The following is a 16,189-nucleotide window of genomic DNA, read 5'->3' on the forward strand; positions in this document are numbered from 1 at the left end:
CCGAAGGCGGGTTGGGCCCCCTCGGGGGGCAGCGAGCGACACGCAGTGCGCGACCGTGGGGGCCTTGTCAACCCGCCGCCCGGCCGCCCGAAGGCGGGTTGGGCCCCCTCGGGGGGCAGCGACGACACGCAGTGCGGGAGCGTGGGGGTCATTTCAATATCTACCCACGATGGTGGACAGGCGCAGTACCGAGTTCTCGCCATCGAACACCTGCGCATCCACGCGCCGAAAACTCGGATTGGGCGTGGGCCGCACGATCACGGCCACATCGAAGCGTCGCCCCGCCTGCTCGCAGGGCTGGGTGCTGTCGCCCACCCCCGGCATCTGGCGCGACAGGCGGGCCTTGACCAGTTCGTTCTCGGCGCAGAGCTGGGCCAGCACGATGTCCGATTGCCGCAACGCATTGCGCGTCAGCGCCGTGGTGGCCTGCAGGCCCGCCAGAAGGGCAATGGCCACAATGGCCAGCGCCACCAGCACCTCGACCAGGGTAAAGCCCTGTTCTGGCGTTTTCATGGCAGTGGCTCCACCGCGAAAGGCCGCAGGCCGTCGGTGGCCACGCGCAGCGTGCGTTCGGGGTGGGCCTGGTGGGCCAGCAGCACCTGCTGCGGCCCGATCAGCGGCTCGGGCCCCAGTTGCAGGGTGGCGGGGCCGCGCACCGTGGTGCCGGCATCCAGCCACTGGGTGGGAAGCGTGCCGGCGGGCAGGCCCTCGAACCGGAAACCCTGCGCATCGGCGCGCCAGCGTACCGGCACGCCCGTGCCGCGCGACTGGGCCCGGCCCGATTCCAGCAGGGCCGCCAGCCGTGCCGCTTCGCGTTCCAGCTGCGTCTGTCCGCCGTCGCGCAGCGCCAGGCTGACGCCCGCCGTGGCCAACGCCATGATGCTGATGACCACCAGCAATTCAAGGAGGGTAAAGCCCCCCTGAGCCGCTACGCGGCTTCCCCCCTCTCTCGCGCTGCGCGCGGGAAGGGGGACGACGCCAGTGGCCTGGCAAAGCCAGTTCCACGGCGTCCCTGGCCGGGGGCGCGCCAGTTTCATGGGCCTGGGATGCGTGGGGAAAGAAGGCGGGTCACTGCCAGCTGCCGATATCCGCGTCCTTGCCCTCGCCGCCCGACTGGCCGTCGGCGCCGAACGACATCACGTCGATCTCGCCCTTGATGCCGGGGTTCAGGTACTGGTAAGGGCGCCCCCAGGGGTCGTTGGGCAGCTTTTCGAGGTAAGGTTTCCAGTTGCCGGGGATGGGGCCGGCCGTGGGCTTGGCGACCAGCGCCTGCAGGCCCTGTTCGGCCGTGGGGTAGCGCTGGTTGTCCAGGCGGTACAGCTTGAGCGCCTGCATCACGTTGGTGACGTCGGTGCGGGCGGCGGTGCCGCGCGCGTCGTCGGCGCGGTCGAGCACGTTGGGCACGATCAGCGCGGCCAGCACGCCGATGATGACCAGCACCACCATCAGCTCGATCAGGGTGAAGCCCCGCGCAAGGTGCGTGGCCAGGCGGCTGCGGGCGGGGCGCAGGGGGAGGGCGGAGGATTTGTTCACTGCAGGCGGTCTCGGGAGGGTCGGATCGCGTGAATCATAATCCCCGCATGGTGACCAATACACACAGCAAATGGGGCGTGCGCCTGGGGACTCTGGCTCTCTGGGCACTGGCGGGCGCCAGCGTGGTCTATTGGGGGTTGCGCCTGTCGGCACGGCCCGTGGGGCTGGCGGTGCCGGCCGTGGCCCCCGCGCCCGTGGCACCCGATGCCCATGCCATGGCGCGCCTGCTGGGTGTGCCGGCCGCGACCGATGCGGTGGCGGGTCGGGCGCCCGTGGCCTCGCTGGCCAGCCGGTTTGCACTGATCGGTGTGTTGGCGGGCCGCAGCAGCGGCGGTGGTGCCGCGCTGATTGCGGTGGACGGCAAGCCGGCCAAGCCGTTCCGCGTGGGCGCCGCCGTGGACGAGGGGCTGGTGCTGCAGTCGCTGGACCCGCGCCAGGCCCGGCTGGGCGCCAGCGTCGATGGCCCCGCCACGCTGACGCTGGACATGCCCCTCAAGAACTGAGCCGGTCCAGGTTCCGGATTTCCCATTCGCCCCACGCTGGCGCAGCCGCCGGCCACTGCTCCGGCCGGGGCCAGACGCCGTCGCCACGGGCCTGCAGCCAGGCCACGCAGCGCGCCACGCCGGCGTGGGTGATCCACACCACGTCCTGCGCTGCCTGCTTTGCGGGCTGTGGCTGCGCGGCGCGCAAGGCCAGCGAAACGCGGGCCAGCATGGCGCTCAGGCTCTCGCCACCGCCGGGTGCGTAGGTGGCAAAGGCCGCCGTCCACGCGTCGATGGCCGTTTTGCCGATGTGCTCCCAGGCCCGCCCTTCCCAGTGGCCAAAGTCCATTTCACGCAGGCGAGCGTCGGGATTGGAGGCCAAATCGGGCCTGAGCGCTTGCAGGTCATGCGCCAGCAGCGCACATCTTTGCAGCGTTGAATGAAAGACCCGCGCCTTCGGCGGCAGGGCGTCTGCCAGGCGTTGTGCGGCCACGCGGGTGGCTGCGGCGTCGGCTGGCACATCGACTGCACCGTAGCAGGTGCCCGGTGCCACCAGGGGTTGTGCATGGCGCACCAGCCACAGGCGGGCGCCGGCGGGCGGGCTCATTCCATTTTCAGACCCTCCGTGTCGTTGTTGCTTCGCCTTGCCGTGCTGCAGCACTGTCTGCGGCTTCGCGCCTAGACACGAAGGGTCTGGAAACGGAATTACATCCATCGCAGAGCCAGCGCCGCGCCCAGGTAAAACCCGATCTCGCTGACCTGCTGCGTGGCGCCCAGGCAATCGCCCGTGAAGCCCTGCAGGCGCCGCGCGAACCAGCGCGCCAGCCACGCGGCAGCCAGCGCACTTGCCGTGAAAGATGCTATTAAATAAATAGCTGAATGCGTTTGCCATACAAGCGCCAGCGGCATCAAACACCAGAACATGGCGGCCGCCAGGGCGCCCCCCGAGATCTGATCGGCCAGCGGTTTGCTTTTGGACCGGGCCGTGTCGCCCACATGCGGCAGCCCGCGCACGATGAACAGCGGCCACAGGCGCGACAGCACATGGCCGCCCACCAGTGCCGCCACCGCCGCCAGCAGGCTGTGCGCACCCAGCAGCGCCAGCAGGCTGACCTTGGCCAGCAGCGCCAGCACCAGCGCCATGGCCCCGAAGGCGCCGATGCGCGAGTCTTTCATGATGTCGAGCGCCCGCTCGCGGTCATGGCTGCCGCCCAGTCCGTCGGCCACGTCGGCCAGGCCGTCCTCGTGAAACCCCCCCGTCATCAGCACCGTGGCGATGGTGCAGAACACCGCCGCTACGGCCGGCGCCATCGGGTTGGGCGCCAGGGCTGCGTGCAGCGCGGCATACACGCCCGCCGCCAGCGCCGCCGCCAGCCAGCCGATGCCCGGAAAATGCGCGGCACTGGCGCGCAGCATGGCCGGGCTGTAGCCCACCCAGCCGGCCAGCCGCCCGGTGACGGGGATGCGGGTGAAAAACTGCACGGCCAGCAGGTAGTGGCGCAGGGCTTGCATGGTGCGGGACCGTGGGGATGTCAAATTAGATAGCTGCGGGCGCTTGATGGATAAGCGCCCGCAGTCATTTTGCGCAATATCCTGGTCACTTGGAGCGCAAAAACAGCCGGTAGGCCGGGTTCAGCGTTTCTTCCACATACGGGTAGCCCAGCGTGGCCAGGAAGGCATCAAACGCTGCGGCGTCTTCGGGCGGCACCTGCAGGCCCACCAGAATGCGGCCGTAGTCGGCGCCCTGGTTGCGGTAGTGGAACAGGCTGATGTTCCAGGTGGGCTGCATCAGGCTCAGGAACTTGAGCAGCGCGCCGGGCCGCTCGGGGAACACGAAACGCAGCAGGCGCTCGTCCTGCGCCAGCGCCGAGTGGCCGCCCACCAGGTGGCGCAGGTGTTCCTTGGCGAGTTCGTCGTGCGTCAGGTCGAGCGACTCGAAGCCGTGGCGCTCGAAGTTTCTGGTGATCTTTTCCGACTCGCCCTTGCCGTGCGTGGCCAGGCCCACGAACACATGGGCGCGCTGGGCGTCGCTGATGCGGTAGTTGAACTCGGTCACGTTGCGCGGGCCGCCGGGCAGGCCGCCCACCACCTCGCAAAAGCGGCGGAAGCTGCCGCGCTCTTCGGGAATGGTGACGGCCAGCAGCGCCTCGCGTTCTTCGCCCACCTCGGCGCGCTCGGCGACGAAGCGCAGGCGGTCGAAGTTCATATTGGCGCCGCACAGGATGGCGGCGTAGGTTTCACCCCGGGTTTTGTTTTTGGCCACGTACTGCTTGATGGCCGCCACGGCGAGGGCCCCGGCGGGCTCGACGATGCTGCGCGTGTCCACGAACACGTCCTTGATGGCGGCGCACACGGCGTCGGTGTCCACGGTGACGAATTCATCCACCAGGCCCTGGGCGATGCGAAAGGTTTCCTCGCCCACCAGCTTGACGGCCGTGCCGTCGGAAAACAGGCCCACATCGGCCAGCGTGACGCGTTCGTGCGCGTTGACCGACTGGAGCATGGCGTCCGAGTCGTTCATCTGCACGCCGATCACCCTGATGTCGGGCCGCACCGCCTTGATGTAATTGGCCACGCCTGCCACCAGGCCGCCGCCGCCAATCGCCACGAACACGGCGTTGAGCTGGTTGCTGCCCAGCTTTTGCAGCTGGCGCAGGATTTCCATGGCAATCGTGCCCTGGCCGGCGATCACGTCGGGGTCGTCAAAAGGGTGGACAAAGGTCAGCCCCTGCTCTTGCTGCAGCCGCACCGCGTGGTCGTAGGCATCGGAATAGCTGTCGCCCGCCAGCACCACCTCGCCGCCCAGCGCCTGCACGGCATCCACCTTGAGCTGTGGCGTGGTGGTGGGCATCACCACCACCGCGCGCGTGCCCAGCTTGCGCGCGCTCATGGCCACGCCCTGCGCGTGGTTGCCGGCCGAGGCGCAGATCACGCCCTTTTGCAACTGCTCGGGCGCCAGGTGGGCCATCTTGTTGTAGGCGCCGCGCAGCTTGAAGCTGAACACCGGCTGCTGGTCCTCGCGTTTCAAAAGCACCTTGTTGTGCAGGCGGCGGCTGAGGTTCCTGGCGGGCTCCAGGGCTGACTCGACGGCCACGTCATAGACGCGCGCGGTCAGGATCTTCTTCAGGTAATCGAGGGGGGTGAGAGGCTGGGTCATGGGATGGCAGGGTGTGTGCCGCCGCAGCGAAGGTGGCGGGGCAGCCATCATAGGCGCAACGCCTGACGGCCCGGCAGGGGCGGGGCCTGTCCGTACAGTGCTGGGCGGCGCACAGGCAAAAAAAAGCCCCAGGCGGTAAGGCCCAGGGCTGAATCCATCCTTTGAGGAGATGGAGGAGACAATCAGTGCATTGCGGCTGTTGGTGGCCTTGGGCTACCAACCCTTTCTTCCCGAAAGGGCAACGCATGGCGCTATTCTAGCGCGTCGGGTGCTGCAATGCAGCAAAATTCACCGTATATTTTTGAAATGGCGGGCCCATTTCGTCAAAAAAGCCACGCACCAACAAGGAGTGACAGACATGGAATGCACAGTCAGCTGGACCGGCGGCGCCGGAACGCGCTCAGGGATGGGCTTTGTGGCCGAAACAGGCAGTGGCCACATCCTGGCCATGGATGGCGCGCCCGATGCGGCGAATCCGGCCAATGGCGGGCTCAACCTGGCGCCCCGGCCCATGGAAACACTGCTGGCGGGCACCGGCGGTTGCACCGCCTACGACGTGGTGCTGATCCTCCAGCGCGGCCGCCACGATGTACGCGGCTGCAGTGTCAGGCTCACGTCGCAACGGGCCGATGTGGATCCCAAGGTGTTCACCGCCATCCACATGCAGTTCACCGTGACGGGCAAGGGCCTTGCGCCCGCCGTGGTGGAGCGCGCCATTGCCTTGAGCCACGAAAAATACTGCTCTGCCAGCATCATGCTGGGCAAGACGGCACGCATCACCACCGGGTTCGAGATCGTCGAGGTCTGAGATCGTGAACAGGTTCTGCGTGCGTTCCAGGGCCGCGCCTGGTTCAGACGTAATGCGCCGTGGTCGTCATCACCTTGGCGGCCATTTTCATCATCAGGCGGGCGGGCGCTGGCAGGGCCACGGCCCCGGCATCGTGCGCATTGGCGGCGTGGCGCTCTTCGTCGTTCTTCATGCGGCTGACCACGGCGCGTGAGGCCAGGTCCTCGGCCGGAAGCTTTTCCAGATGGCCCTGCAGGTGCTCTGCCACCTGGTTTTCGGTTTCCACCACAAAACCCAGGCTCACACGGTCGCTCACCTTGGCGGCCACCAGGCCCAGCGCGAAGGCGCCCGCAAACCACAGCGGGTTGAGCAGGCTGGGCCGTGCGCCCAGGGCATCAAGCCGCTGCTGCGTCCAGGCCAGGTGGTCGGTTTCCTCGCGGGCCGATTCGAGCAGGTGGCTGCGCAACCGGGCATCGCGCGTGACCGCTGCCTGCGCCGTGTAAAGGGCCTGGGCGCACACCTCGCCCACATGGTTCACCCGCATCAGCGCGCCCGCCAAGCGCTTTTGCGCGGGATTCAGTGCGGCTTCGGCAAAGGGCTCGGCGGGTGAGGTCTCCATGGCATGGGGTTTGGCAAACAGGGTGCGCAGCGCGGTGTCTGCGGCGCAAAGGAATGGGTCCATGGCAAATCTCTTGGAAGAAAAATTGGCGGTGGCGGGTACGGAATATGCTTTTACAAATCCACTTCCCGGTTGCGCACTGGGGGTCAATGCGACGAAGTGTTGCAACGTTCCGGGGGTGTTGCAAGGATGCCCGAGGAGAATGCGACAGTTGTTACAGACAGAAGGGGTTGTCTTGGGGTAATTGGCGATGGTTTCTGTGGTGGCTGCCGCCAATGAGGGGCTGCATGGCGACATTTTTTGTCGCTCCAGGGAGTATGGGCATGGCGCCATGTTGCGCAGGGCTTCTGCGATGAAGATGAATTGTTGCAATGCCGCAACGAAATTGACCCTGTGCGGTGATTTCCTTTGCGCAACCGCGCCCCGTCTGGTGCAATAACACCAACTTCCCCACCAGGAGGTTGGCCCGGGGAACCGGTGGGACTGTGCTGGCGCTGCGCCCCAGACCTCCGAACCGGTGCCCATGTTTAACCTTGGAGTAACTCGCAATGAAAAAATCCCTGATTGCCCTGGCTGTGCTGGCTGCTTCCGGCGCCGCAATGGCCCAATCTTCCGTGACCCTGTTCGGTATCGTTGACACGGCCGTCGGCTATGTGGACCACGCCAACGCAGCTGGCGACAGCGTGTATGGCCTGACCACCAGCGGCAATGCCACCAGCCGCATCGGCTTCCGCGGTGTGGAAGACCTGGGCGGTGGCCTGAAGGCCGGTTTCTGGCTCGAAGGCGAACTCTTCGGTGACGTCGGCAACTCTTCCGGCCTCGACTTCAAGCGCCGTTCTACCGTCAGCCTGATGGGCAACTTCGGTGAAGTCCGCCTGGGCCGTGAACTGGTTGCTGGCTACAGCAAGACCAGCAGCTACGATCTGTTCAACCAAGCCGGTATCGGCCAGTTCATGGGCTGGGGCGCCTGGGATGAAACGGTTGCCGATGCCAACGGTATCCGTAAGAACAACCTGATCAGCTACTACACCCCCAACTTCAGCGGCTTCACCGGTGGCATCAGCTACGGTTTTGACGAGCAAACCACCGGCAAGGCTGGCCGCTACGTTGGTGGCAATGTGGCCTATGACAACGGTCCTCTGAGCGTGGCCCTGTCGTTTGACCGTGCCAACCTGACCAGCACCGTTGAGCGCGACAAGCTGACCCTGGGTGGTTCTTACAACTTTGGCGTTGCCAAGGCCATCGCCATCCTCCAGCAGACCAAGGATGACCGTGGTGCCCTGGCCGAGCGCAAGGTGAACGCATACGCTCTGGGCGTGTCGGCTCCTGTGGGCGCTGGTGAAGTCAAGCTGCAATACGCTCTGTACGACCAGAAGGCCATCGACTCCAAGGCCCACCAGATCAGCCTGGGCTATGTCCACAACCTGTCCAAGCGCACGGCTGTGTACGGCACGGTGGCATTCATGGACAACAAGGATGTTTCCAACATGGGCCTGTCTGTCAAGGGTCTGAGCAACGCCGGAGCCCCTGGCGCTGGCGAAAGCCAGACCGGCGTGCAAGTCGGTATCCGCCACGCTTTCTGATGAGTTGCTGGCCTTGCGCCAGCATTCACGAAGCTGATAAAGCCACTCGTCGCAAGACGGGTGGCTTTTTTCATGGTGCGCCCAGCATGGGCGCACACCTGTGGGTGCAAGTGCCGCTGGGAGCTGGGCACGGTGAGTGACCTGAAGCGCAACTGCGTGAGGGCGACCGAGCATTGTGAACGCGAATGCGAGCGCAATCGGGGCAGGCACAGCGCGGGGTGAGGCGGTGTGCCCCAGCCAGTGACGAAGCCTGCGGTCCGCTCCATGAACACCGGGGCACGGGGTCGGCAAAGTGGATCGCAGGCACAGGCCGCTTGCAGGGGGTGGTGCTGACGAGATAGAGCCTGTTACAGCATGGATGCGGGGCAAGGCCAACAAAGTCGCAGCCGGGGTGGACGGTCCCGACATCGAGCAAACGGCCCAAGTCATCATCGCCCCGGTGCTGTTGGCCGGACGCCATGTGTGGGGCTGGGGGATGTGGTTTGGACTGGCGCAAACACCAAGTTGCGTCTTCTTTGGTGGGCTGCGCGGTAGGAAAGTCGATCGGTTGATGGGTGATCGTCGGAAATTCAGGACATTTTGTTTCATTTTTGAGACAGTGTTTTGTTTTTGCCCTGAGAATTTTGGTGTTGTGTTGCGTTCACTGAACACTTGTTTGAATCAATCGCAACAGAAAAATGATGAAAACAATTGGGTGACACAAGAGTAAAAAGTGTATTTTGTGTTGAAAAAACAACTGAATTCATGGTTTTTTTTGCATTTTTCATGGCCCTGTCGTTCATTTTTTTGCGCGACACGATTTTTGGTGTTGCGCAATGGGAAAAGGGGAAACGGGTAAACCCGAATAGGTGCCAGCAAGGGGTCATTGGTTGAATAGAGGCATTGCTTCGGTCCCGAGAGGCAGACGCCAATGCTCACTTTTCTGGTGGGGAAGTCTGCGAGAAGTTTGTTTTTCGGGGTTCTGAGGCAATAGCGTCCATCAAGGAACCTGTTTCCTGGAGCGGCTGGGTTGGGGTAAGGCGGTACCCGGGCCCAACCAAAACGAAGTCCCCTGTTCAATTCTGGAGTGTTCTCAATGAAAAAATCCCTGATCGCCCTTGCCGTGCTGGCAGCCTCTGGTGCCGCAATGGCCCAGTCTTCCGTGACCCTGTTCGGTATCGTTGACACGGCCGTCGGCTACGTGGACCACGCCAATGCAGCTGGCGACAGCGTGTACGGCCTGACCACCAGCGGCAACGCCACCAGCCGCCTCGGCTTCCGTGGCGTGGAAGACCTGGGCGGTGGCCTGAAGGCCGGTTTCTGGCTCGAAGGCGAAATCACCGGTGACAACGGCAATGCTGCTGGCTTCAACTTCCAGCGCCGTTCCACGGTAAGCCTGATGGGCGGTTTCGGTGAAGTCCGCATGGGTCGTGAACTGACCCCCGGCTACAGCAAGACCGCCCTTTATGACCTGTTCGGCCAAGTCGGTGTCGGTCACTTCATGGGCTGGACCGGCAACTGGTACGGCACGGGTGGTGACTCCGGCAACGGCGTTCGTTCGAACAACATGATCAGCTACTACACCCCCAACTTCAGTGGTTTCACCGCTGGTCTGGGTTATGGCTTTGACGAGCAGACGACTGGCAAGGGTGGCCGTTACATTGGTGGTTACGTTGCCTATGACAACGGCCCTCTGAGCGTGGCTGCGTCGTACGACGAGCGCAGTGTGGGTGCTGTTACGAGCCCCGCCCCGATTGCTGCCTTTGACCGCAATTCCCTGACTTTGGCTGGCTCATACAACCTGAAGGTTGCGAAGCTGATTGCCATCCTGCAACGCACCGAAGACGACCGTCCAGGTCTGAGTGATCGCAAGGTGAACGCATACGCTCTGGGCGTGTCGGCTCCCGTGGGCGCTGGCGAAGTCAAGCTGCAATACGCTCTGTACGACCAGAAGGCCACCGACTCCAAGGCCCACCACATCAGCCTGGGCTATGTCCACAACCTGTCCAAGCGCACGGCTGTGTACGGCACGGTGGCATTCATGGACAACAAGGATGCTTCCAACATGGGTCTGACTGCCAAGAACCTGAACACCGGCGGCCCCGGCGCTGGTGAAAGCCAGACCGGCGTGCAAGTCGGTATCCGCCACGCTTTCTGATGAATTGCTGGCCGGGTGCCAGCATTCACGAAGCTGATAAAGCCACCCGTCGCAAGACGGGTGGCTTTTTTCATGGGGGCATGTTTCTTTCTTGTGCTTTGTGAGTTACCGGCCGGTTATTGCGATCCACTTGCGCTTCTCTGCAAGTGGCCCGGCAAGCGGAGCCGCAAAGTCACCCGCGCTCGTGCCAGACCGGGGTGATACATGATTTTTAAATAAGTGAACGATCGTTCTATTAGGGAAAGCCTGTGTAAGCATTACGCCACAAGCACTTACGAACGGGCGTGCCTTTACTACACTCAATCGGCATCCCCTCAACCACGGAAAGAGACGCGACCCATGAAAAAAACCGATATCAAGAAGCTGTTCGCTTTCGGGGCCGTTGCCCTGGCTTCGAGCTTCGCTTGCGCGCAGACCGCCAGCGCCCCCGCGAGCAGCGTGCAGTTGTACGGCATCGTTGATGTGGCCTATCGCCATACCACCAACGAAGGTCCGGCCACCGACCGAGGCCAGTCGCTGGACCAGATGATTGGTGGCGGCATGTCGCAAAGCCGCCTGGGTATCAATGTCACCGAGGATCTGGGCGGCGGATTGAAGGCGATCGCCAATCTGGAGCACCGCTTTCTCGCCGACAGCGGCACCGTGGCCGCCGCCAATTATTTCCAGCAGTCCTGGGTGGGCCTGCAGAGCAGCAGCCTGGGTCGCCTGACCGTGGGCCGCCAGTACAACATGCTGTTCGACCTGGTGACCACGACCTACGCCTCCTTTCCCTATTCGCCGTACATGGAGGCATACAAGCCCGAATTGGGCATGTCCATGGGCTCGCGTGCCAACAACATGATCAAGTACATGGCCGAGGTCGGAGCGATCCGCGGCTCGCTGCAGTATTCTTTCGATGAAGGCAGCACGGTTGACAGGATGGGCGCGGCTGCGGTCAGCACCGGCGCCATCCGGACGGCTGGCGGTTACCTGCGTTATTCAGCCGATGGTCTTTCTGCCGGCCTGGGCTACCTGAACACCAGATTGCCGGGCGGCACCAAGGTGGATGCCTGGACCTTGGGTGGTTCGTACCGTTCCGGCCCGCTGTATGTGAACCTGGGCTACGCGGAGAACAAGCGCAAGGGCAACTATCCGCTGAGCGTGGCCGGCGTGATCGATAGCGCCGTCCTCGGTGCCTTCTGGATGAGCCCTTCAAGTGGCGGCTTTGTGCCAGGCGCCACGGCAGACCCGAGCAGGCCCGCTACCGTGGTGGGTCTGGTCAACCACGCCAACAAGCGTGAGATGTTCAAGGTGGGCTTTGGCTACCAGATCACGCCGCAGATCAATGGGGGCGTGCATTACTACCATGCCAAGCAGTCCGGCTCGGCTTCGGGTGTTTACAACGGCAAGGCCAACTTCCTGGTGGCTGCCGTGGATTACGCATTCTCCAAGCGCACGGATGCCTATTTCGCTGTGGACCATACCCGCGTCAGCGGCGGTGACGGCATGGCGCTGGCTGCCAACGGTGCCCGTACGCGCACAGGCGTCACCGCAGGCCTGCGCCATCGCTTCTAAATCAACTGGTGGGAGAGGGGCGCTGCTCTGGTGACAGGGCAGCGCTGGTTTCCAAGGAAAAACCGGGTCGCTCGCCAGAGCGACCCGGTTTTCTTCTTTTTGTCGCCAGCGCACGAATGGGTGCATTGCTGCGGTTGCCCGCTGCTGGGCTGCGGTGGCCTGGTGCCTGTGTGGAGGCGACGGATGCACTGGCGTTTTGTGGCGCGGAGTGATCGAAAACCATGGGTTGTTGCGAGAAACTTCCCTGTTAGCATGGTCCATCATTCTTCGCTTTTCTGATGCTTGCATTTATTTTGCGTCGCCTGATCCAGGCAGTCATGGTGATGGTCACCGTGGCCTTCATTGCCTTCATGCTGTTTCAGTATGTGGGCGATCCGGTGGTGTTTCTGCTGGGTCAGGATGCCACGCCTGAGCAGATTCGCAGCCTGCGCGCCGACCTGGGGCTCGACAAGCCCTTCTTCGTGCAGTTCTGGCATTTTCTGGTGAATGCCGCGCAGGGCGAGTTTGGCCTGAGCCTGCGCCAGGGTGCCAAGGTTTCGCGCCTCATGGCCGAGCGCTTCCCGGCTACGCTGGAGCTGGCCCTGGTGGCCGCCGCCCTGGCCCTGCTGGTGGGGGTCCCCATGGGGGTGTATGCGGCGCTCCAGCGCGGCACGTTCATCAGCCAGGCGTTCATGACCTTGTCATTGCTGGGCGTGTCGCTGCCCACATTTCTCATTGGCATCCTGCTGATTCTGGTGTTTGCGGTGACGCTGGGCTGGTTTCCGAGCTTTGGCCGCGGCGAGGTGGTGCACATCGGGTGGTGGACCTCGGGGCTTTTGACGGCCAAGGGCTGGCACCACATCACGCTGCCGGCCATCACGCTGGCGATTTTCCAGCTCACGCTCATCATGCGGCTGGTGCGCGCCGAGATGCTGGAGGTGCTGCGCACCGACTACATCAAGTTTGCCCGCGCGCGCGGCCTGTCCAGCCGCGCCATCCATTTTGGCCATGCGCTCAAGAACACGCTGGTGCCGGTAATGACGATCACCGGGCTGCAGCTGGGCGGGTTGATTGCCTTTGCCATCATCACCGAAACGGTGTTCCAGTGGCCAGGCATGGGGCTGCTGTTCATCCAGGCCGTGACGTTTGCCGACATCCCGGTGATGGCCGCCTATCTGTGCCTGATTGCGCTGATTTTTGTGGTGATCAACTTGGTGGTGGATCTGCTGTATTTTGTGGTCGATCCGCGCCTGCGCGTGGGCCATGCCGGAGGACACTGATGCACAACCCCCGCTGGAAAGTTGGCGGCCGCGCCTTTGCCCATATTGCGCAATACCACCCCGAACTGACGGCCCTTCGCCGTGACCTGCATGCCCACCCCGAGCTGGGTTTTGAAGAGGTGTACACGGGGCGGCGCGTGAAAGAGGCGCTGCAGCTGTGCGGCGTGGATGAAATCCACGAGGGCATTGGCCGCACGGGCCTGGTGGCTGTGGTGCGGGGCCGCAGCCAATCGAGCGGCAGCATGGTGGGCCTGCGCGCCGACATGGACGCACTGCCGATTACCGAGCACAACGATTTTTCCTGGAAATCGTGCAAGCAGGGCCTCATGCATGGCTGCGGGCACGACGGCCATACCGCCATGCTGGTGGGTGCCGCCCGCTACCTGGCCGAAACCCGCAATTTTGACGGTACCGCCGTGCTGATCTTCCAGCCTGGCGAAGAGGGCTTTGCCGGCGCCCGCGTGATGATGGAAGACGGCTTGTTCGACCGGTTCCCGGTGCAATCCGTTTTTGCCATGCACAACTGGCCGGCCATGAAGCCGGGCACCGTGGGCATCAATCCGGGGCCCATGATGGCGGCGGCAGACCGCATCACCATCGAGATCACCGGCCGCGGCGGCCATGGCGCACATGCCTACCAGACGGTGGACGTGGTGCTGGTGGCGGCGCACATCATCACCGCGGCGCAGAGCATTGCGTCGCGCAACGTGCGGCCCATTGACAGCGCCGTGGTCAGCCTGTGCGCCATCCAGGCGGGCGACCTGGGCGCTTTCAGCGTGCTGCCGGGCAGCGCCACGCTGGTTGGCACGGTGCGCACCTTCGATCCGGCGGTGCAGGAGATAGTGGAGCAACGCCTCCAGGAGCTGTGCAGCGCCATTGCCCTGGGGTTTGGCGCTACGGCCACGCTGCACTACGAGCGCATGTACCCCGCCACCATCAACACCGAAAGCGAGGCCGTGTTTGCCGCCGACGTGGCCGAGTCGCTGGTGGGCGCCGACCATGTGGTGCGCGACCTGGAACCCAGCATGGGCGCAGAAGATTTTTCGTTCATGCTGCAGACCAGACCCGGCGCCTACCTGCGCCTGGGGCAGGGCACGGGCGCCAGTGGCAGCGCGCTGCACAACAGCCGCTACGACTTCAACGACGAGGTTCTGCCACTGGGGTCGGCCTTGCATGCCAGCCTGATCGAGCAGGCCATGCCTTTGCAGGCACCCTGAGCGGTTGAGAGCCTTTTGCCTATGCCCGCCTTGCACGCCAAAACCCCCTGCTCGTCGTTGCAAATGCGCGCCATAGCCGGCGCTATGGCTGTGCTTCTGCAGCCCAGGATCAGCGGCGTTTTGACGCGCCTTTCGGGCACGGGCAAAAAACTCTCAGCCTCTGATTCCCCGCTGCGTTCCGGTTGACCGCCTGAGTTCTTGTTCCCGTCCATCCACAGGAGATTCGCATGAAATTTCAGAAGAAAACAGCCTTGGCCCTTGTACTGTCTGCGCTGGCAGCTACTAGTCTGGTAGCAAATGCCCAGACGATCCGGATTGCCAACCAGGGCGATGCGCTCTCGATGGACCCGCATTCGCTCAACGAGTCGCTGCAGCTGAGCACGACCAGCAATGTGTACGAACCGCTGGTGGGGCGCAACAAGGACCTGAGCCTGGCGCCCGCGCTGGCCACGGCATGGAAGCAGACCTCGCCCACCGTGTGGCAGTTCGAGTTGCGCAGGGGGGTGCAATTCCATGACGGCACCCCGTTCACCGCCGACGATGTGCTGTTCAGCTTTGCGCGCACGCAGGCCGATGGCTCGGACATGAAGAGCTACACCAACGACTTCAAGCAAGTGCGCAAGATCAACGACTTTCTGGTCGAGATCGAGACCAAGACGCCTTTCCCCATTCTTCCGGATGTGGTCTCGCAAGTGGCCATGATGAGCAAGAAATGGTGCGAGACCAACCAGGCCCTGACGCCGGTGGACCGCCGCAAGGGCATCGAGAACGCCGCGTCGTTCCGCGCCAACGGCACGGGGCCGTTCCGCTTGCGCGAGCGCCAGCCCAACGTGCGCACGGTGTTCACGCGCAATGGTTCCTACTGGGGCAAGATCGAGGGCAACGCGACCGAAGTCATCTTCACCCCCATCGGCAACGACGCCACCCGCGTGGCAGCCCTGCTGTCGGGCGAGGTGGATGTGATGGAGCCCGTGCCGGTGCAGGACATCGAACGCGTGAACAGCGGCGCCAACACCCGGGCCATCACCGGCCCCGAGCTGCGCACCATTTTCCTGGGCATGGACCAGAAACGCGACGAGCTGCTGTATTCGAACGTGAAGGGCAAGAACCCGTTCAAGGACAAGCGCGTGCGCCAGGCCTTCTACCAGGCCATCGACATCGAGGGCATCAAGAAAACCGTGATGCGTGGCGCCTCCAACCCGTCCGCGCTGATGGTGGGCCCGGGCATCAACGGCTTCCAGCCCGATGCCAAGCGCCTGCCGTATGACGTGGAAGCTGCCAGGAAGCTCATGGCCGAAGCCGGCTATGCCAGTGGCTTCGAGGTGGCCATGAACTGCCCGAACGACCGCTATGTGAACGATGGCCGCATCTGCCAGGCGGTGGCGGCCAACCTGGCGCGCATCAATGTCAAGATCAACCTGCAGGCCGAGACCAAGGGCACCTATTTCCCCAAGATCCTGCGCCGCGACACCGGCTTTTACATGCTGGGCTGGACGCCTTCGACCTACGACGCGCACAACGCGCTCAATGCCCTGATGGCCTGCGTGGACGACAAGGGCGCGGGCCAGTTCAACCTGGGCGCCTATTGCAACCCCAAGGTGGACGAGCTGACCCGAAAGATCCAGGCCGAGACCGACAAGGTCCAACGCAACGCCATGATCAAGGAGGCGTTTGATCTGCATGCGGCCGACGTGGGGCACCTGCCGCTGCACCAGCAGGCCCTGGCCTGGGGCGTGAGCAAGAAGGTCAAGCTCGTGCAGCTGGCGGACAACTACATGCTCTACAAGTGGATGAGCAAGAACTGATCTGCCACCCACCACCTTCCCAAGGGGCTGCAAGGCGGGGCCGCACGGCGCGCCGG

16 protein-coding genes are annotated in these 16,189 nt (G+C 63.9%); 9 read left to right on the plus strand and 7 right to left on the minus strand.

Features of this window, described 5'->3' with window-relative positions:
• Positions 1-153 precede the first annotated feature (153 nt).
• The 3 genes from gspI to gspG all read right to left on the minus strand — a co-directional run bounded on the left by gspI (position 154) and on the right by gspG (position 1,509).
• Positions 154-513 (minus strand): type II secretion system minor pseudopilin GspI, encoded by a 360-nt coding sequence (gene gspI / locus AC1Q5S_RS07820; protein WP_026436619.1) that lies wholly within the window; start codon positions 511-513, stop codon positions 154-156.
• Positions 510-899: a type II secretion system protein GspH gene (locus AC1Q5S_RS07825; protein ID WP_303834719.1), complete on the minus strand. Its 390-nt coding sequence runs from the start codon at positions 897-899 to the stop codon at positions 510-512. Before AC1Q5S_RS07825 ends, gspI begins: the two co-directional genes overlap by 4 nt.
• Before the next feature lie 169 nt (positions 900-1,068).
• Positions 1,069-1,509 (minus strand): type II secretion system major pseudopilin GspG, encoded by a 441-nt coding sequence (gspG, locus tag AC1Q5S_RS07830; RefSeq protein ID WP_303834747.1) that lies wholly within the window; start codon positions 1,507-1,509, stop codon positions 1,069-1,071.
• A 71-nt stretch (positions 1,510-1,580) separates the two neighbouring features.
• On the opposite strand from gspG, the gene AC1Q5S_RS07835 reads away from it, so the two are divergent.
• A complete protein-coding gene (locus AC1Q5S_RS07835; protein ID WP_422204822.1) occupies positions 1,581-2,036 on the plus strand; it encodes a type II secretion system protein N in 456 nt (151 codons plus the stop codon).
• On the opposite strand, the gene AC1Q5S_RS07840 is transcribed toward AC1Q5S_RS07835, so the two are convergent.
• The 3 genes from AC1Q5S_RS07840 to ilvA all read right to left on the minus strand — a co-directional run bounded on the left by AC1Q5S_RS07840 (position 2,026) and on the right by ilvA (position 5,172).
• Entirely contained in the window at positions 2,026-2,622 is a 597-nt protein-coding gene (locus AC1Q5S_RS07840) for a histidine phosphatase family protein (protein ID WP_303834714.1), read from the minus strand. The two genes, AC1Q5S_RS07835 and AC1Q5S_RS07840, sit on opposite strands and share 11 nt — an antisense overlap.
• A 98-nt stretch (positions 2,623-2,720) precedes the next feature.
• Positions 2,721-3,527, minus strand: a complete 807-nt coding sequence (locus AC1Q5S_RS07845) for an adenosylcobinamide-GDP ribazoletransferase (protein ID WP_303834711.1) — start codon at positions 3,525-3,527, stop codon at positions 2,721-2,723.
• 85 nt (positions 3,528-3,612) lie between these two features.
• Entirely contained in the window at positions 3,613-5,172 is a 1,560-nt protein-coding gene (ilvA, locus tag AC1Q5S_RS07850; protein ID WP_303834709.1) for a threonine ammonia-lyase, biosynthetic, read from the minus strand.
• A 358-nt stretch (positions 5,173-5,530) separates the two neighbouring features.
• On the opposite strand from ilvA, the gene AC1Q5S_RS07855 reads away from it, so the two are divergent.
• The gene (locus tag AC1Q5S_RS07855) at positions 5,531-5,980 is read left to right on the plus strand and encodes an OsmC family protein (protein ID WP_303834707.1); all 450 of its coding nucleotides are present in this window, start codon (positions 5,531-5,533) and stop codon (positions 5,978-5,980) included.
• 43 nt (positions 5,981-6,023) lie between these two features.
• On the opposite strand, the gene coq7 is transcribed toward AC1Q5S_RS07855, so the two are convergent.
• Complete coding sequence (coq7, locus tag AC1Q5S_RS07860; RefSeq protein ID WP_422204826.1) at positions 6,024-6,641, minus strand: 2-polyprenyl-3-methyl-6-methoxy-1,4-benzoquinone monooxygenase; 618 nt, start codon at positions 6,639-6,641, stop codon at positions 6,024-6,026.
• Positions 6,642-7,126: 485 nt separating this feature from the next.
• Between coq7 and AC1Q5S_RS07865 the strand changes: the two genes are divergently transcribed.
• The 7 genes from AC1Q5S_RS07865 (at position 7,127) to AC1Q5S_RS07895 (ending at position 16,133) form a co-directional block, all read left to right on the plus strand.
• Positions 7,127-8,161 (plus strand): porin, encoded by a 1,035-nt coding sequence (locus AC1Q5S_RS07865; RefSeq protein WP_303834703.1) that lies wholly within the window; start codon positions 7,127-7,129, stop codon positions 8,159-8,161.
• A gap of 358 nt (positions 8,162-8,519) precedes the next feature.
• Complete coding sequence (locus AC1Q5S_RS07870; protein WP_492238595.1) at positions 8,520-8,870, plus strand: hypothetical protein; 351 nt, start codon at positions 8,520-8,522, stop codon at positions 8,868-8,870.
• A gap of 366 nt (positions 8,871-9,236) precedes the next feature.
• The gene (locus tag AC1Q5S_RS07875) at positions 9,237-10,298 is read left to right on the plus strand and encodes a porin (protein ID WP_303834699.1); all 1,062 of its coding nucleotides are present in this window, start codon (positions 9,237-9,239) and stop codon (positions 10,296-10,298) included.
• Positions 10,299-10,637: 339 nt separating this feature from the next.
• A complete protein-coding gene (locus AC1Q5S_RS07880) occupies positions 10,638-11,852 on the plus strand; it encodes a porin (protein WP_303834697.1) in 1,215 nt (404 codons plus the stop codon).
• A 278-nt stretch (positions 11,853-12,130) separates the two neighbouring features.
• Positions 12,131-13,111, plus strand: a complete 981-nt coding sequence (locus AC1Q5S_RS07885) for an ABC transporter permease (protein WP_303834695.1) — start codon at positions 12,131-12,133, stop codon at positions 13,109-13,111.
• Positions 13,111-14,328 carry a M20 aminoacylase family protein gene (locus tag AC1Q5S_RS07890; protein ID WP_303834693.1) on the plus strand — a complete coding sequence of 406 codons (1,218 nt, stop codon included), beginning with the start codon at positions 13,111-13,113 and terminating at the stop codon, positions 14,326-14,328. The genes AC1Q5S_RS07885 and AC1Q5S_RS07890 overlap by 1 nt, the downstream gene beginning before the upstream one ends.
• Before the next feature lie 227 nt (positions 14,329-14,555).
• Positions 14,556-16,133 (plus strand): ABC transporter substrate-binding protein, encoded by a 1,578-nt coding sequence (locus tag AC1Q5S_RS07895; RefSeq protein WP_303834691.1) that lies wholly within the window; start codon positions 14,556-14,558, stop codon positions 16,131-16,133.
• The last annotated feature ends 56 nt before the right edge of the window (positions 16,134-16,189 follow it).

The sequence above is a fragment of the Acidovorax sp. GW835-FHT14B10 genome (genome assembly GCF_058793725.1).

What these genes read in the sequence shown, in the direction of transcription:
- gspI (WP_026436619.1), bottom strand. Translation starts at nt 513, where the DNA reads ATGAAAACGCCAGAACAGGGCTTTACCCTGGTCGAGGTGCTGGTGGCG.
- AC1Q5S_RS07835 (WP_422204822.1), top strand. Translation starts at nt 1,581, where the DNA reads ATGGTGACCAATACACACAGCAAATGGGGCGTGCGCCTGGGGACTCTG.
- AC1Q5S_RS07840 (WP_303834714.1), bottom strand. Translation starts at nt 2,622, where the DNA reads ATGAGCCCGCCCGCCGGCGCCCGCCTGTGGCTGGTGCGCCATGCACAA.
- AC1Q5S_RS07845 (WP_303834711.1), bottom strand. Translation starts at nt 3,527, where the DNA reads ATGCAAGCCCTGCGCCACTACCTGCTGGCCGTGCAGTTTTTCACCCGC.
- ilvA (WP_303834709.1), bottom strand. Translation starts at nt 5,172, where the DNA reads ATGACCCAGCCTCTCACCCCCCTCGATTACCTGAAGAAGATCCTGACC.
- AC1Q5S_RS07855 (WP_303834707.1), top strand. Translation starts at nt 5,531, where the DNA reads ATGGAATGCACAGTCAGCTGGACCGGCGGCGCCGGAACGCGCTCAGGG.
- coq7 (WP_422204826.1), bottom strand. Translation starts at nt 6,641, where the DNA reads ATGGACCCATTCCTTTGCGCCGCAGACACCGCGCTGCGCACCCTGTTT.
- AC1Q5S_RS07865 (WP_303834703.1), top strand. Translation starts at nt 7,127, where the DNA reads ATGAAAAAATCCCTGATTGCCCTGGCTGTGCTGGCTGCTTCCGGCGCC.
- AC1Q5S_RS07870 (WP_492238595.1), top strand. Translation starts at nt 8,520, where the DNA reads ATGCGGGGCAAGGCCAACAAAGTCGCAGCCGGGGTGGACGGTCCCGAC.
- AC1Q5S_RS07875 (WP_303834699.1), top strand. Translation starts at nt 9,237, where the DNA reads ATGAAAAAATCCCTGATCGCCCTTGCCGTGCTGGCAGCCTCTGGTGCC.
- AC1Q5S_RS07880 (WP_303834697.1), top strand. Translation starts at nt 10,638, where the DNA reads ATGAAAAAAACCGATATCAAGAAGCTGTTCGCTTTCGGGGCCGTTGCC.
- AC1Q5S_RS07885 (WP_303834695.1), top strand. Translation starts at nt 12,131, where the DNA reads ATGCTTGCATTTATTTTGCGTCGCCTGATCCAGGCAGTCATGGTGATG.
- AC1Q5S_RS07890 (WP_303834693.1), top strand. Translation starts at nt 13,111, where the DNA reads ATGCACAACCCCCGCTGGAAAGTTGGCGGCCGCGCCTTTGCCCATATT.
- AC1Q5S_RS07895 (WP_303834691.1), top strand. Translation starts at nt 14,556, where the DNA reads ATGAAATTTCAGAAGAAAACAGCCTTGGCCCTTGTACTGTCTGCGCTG.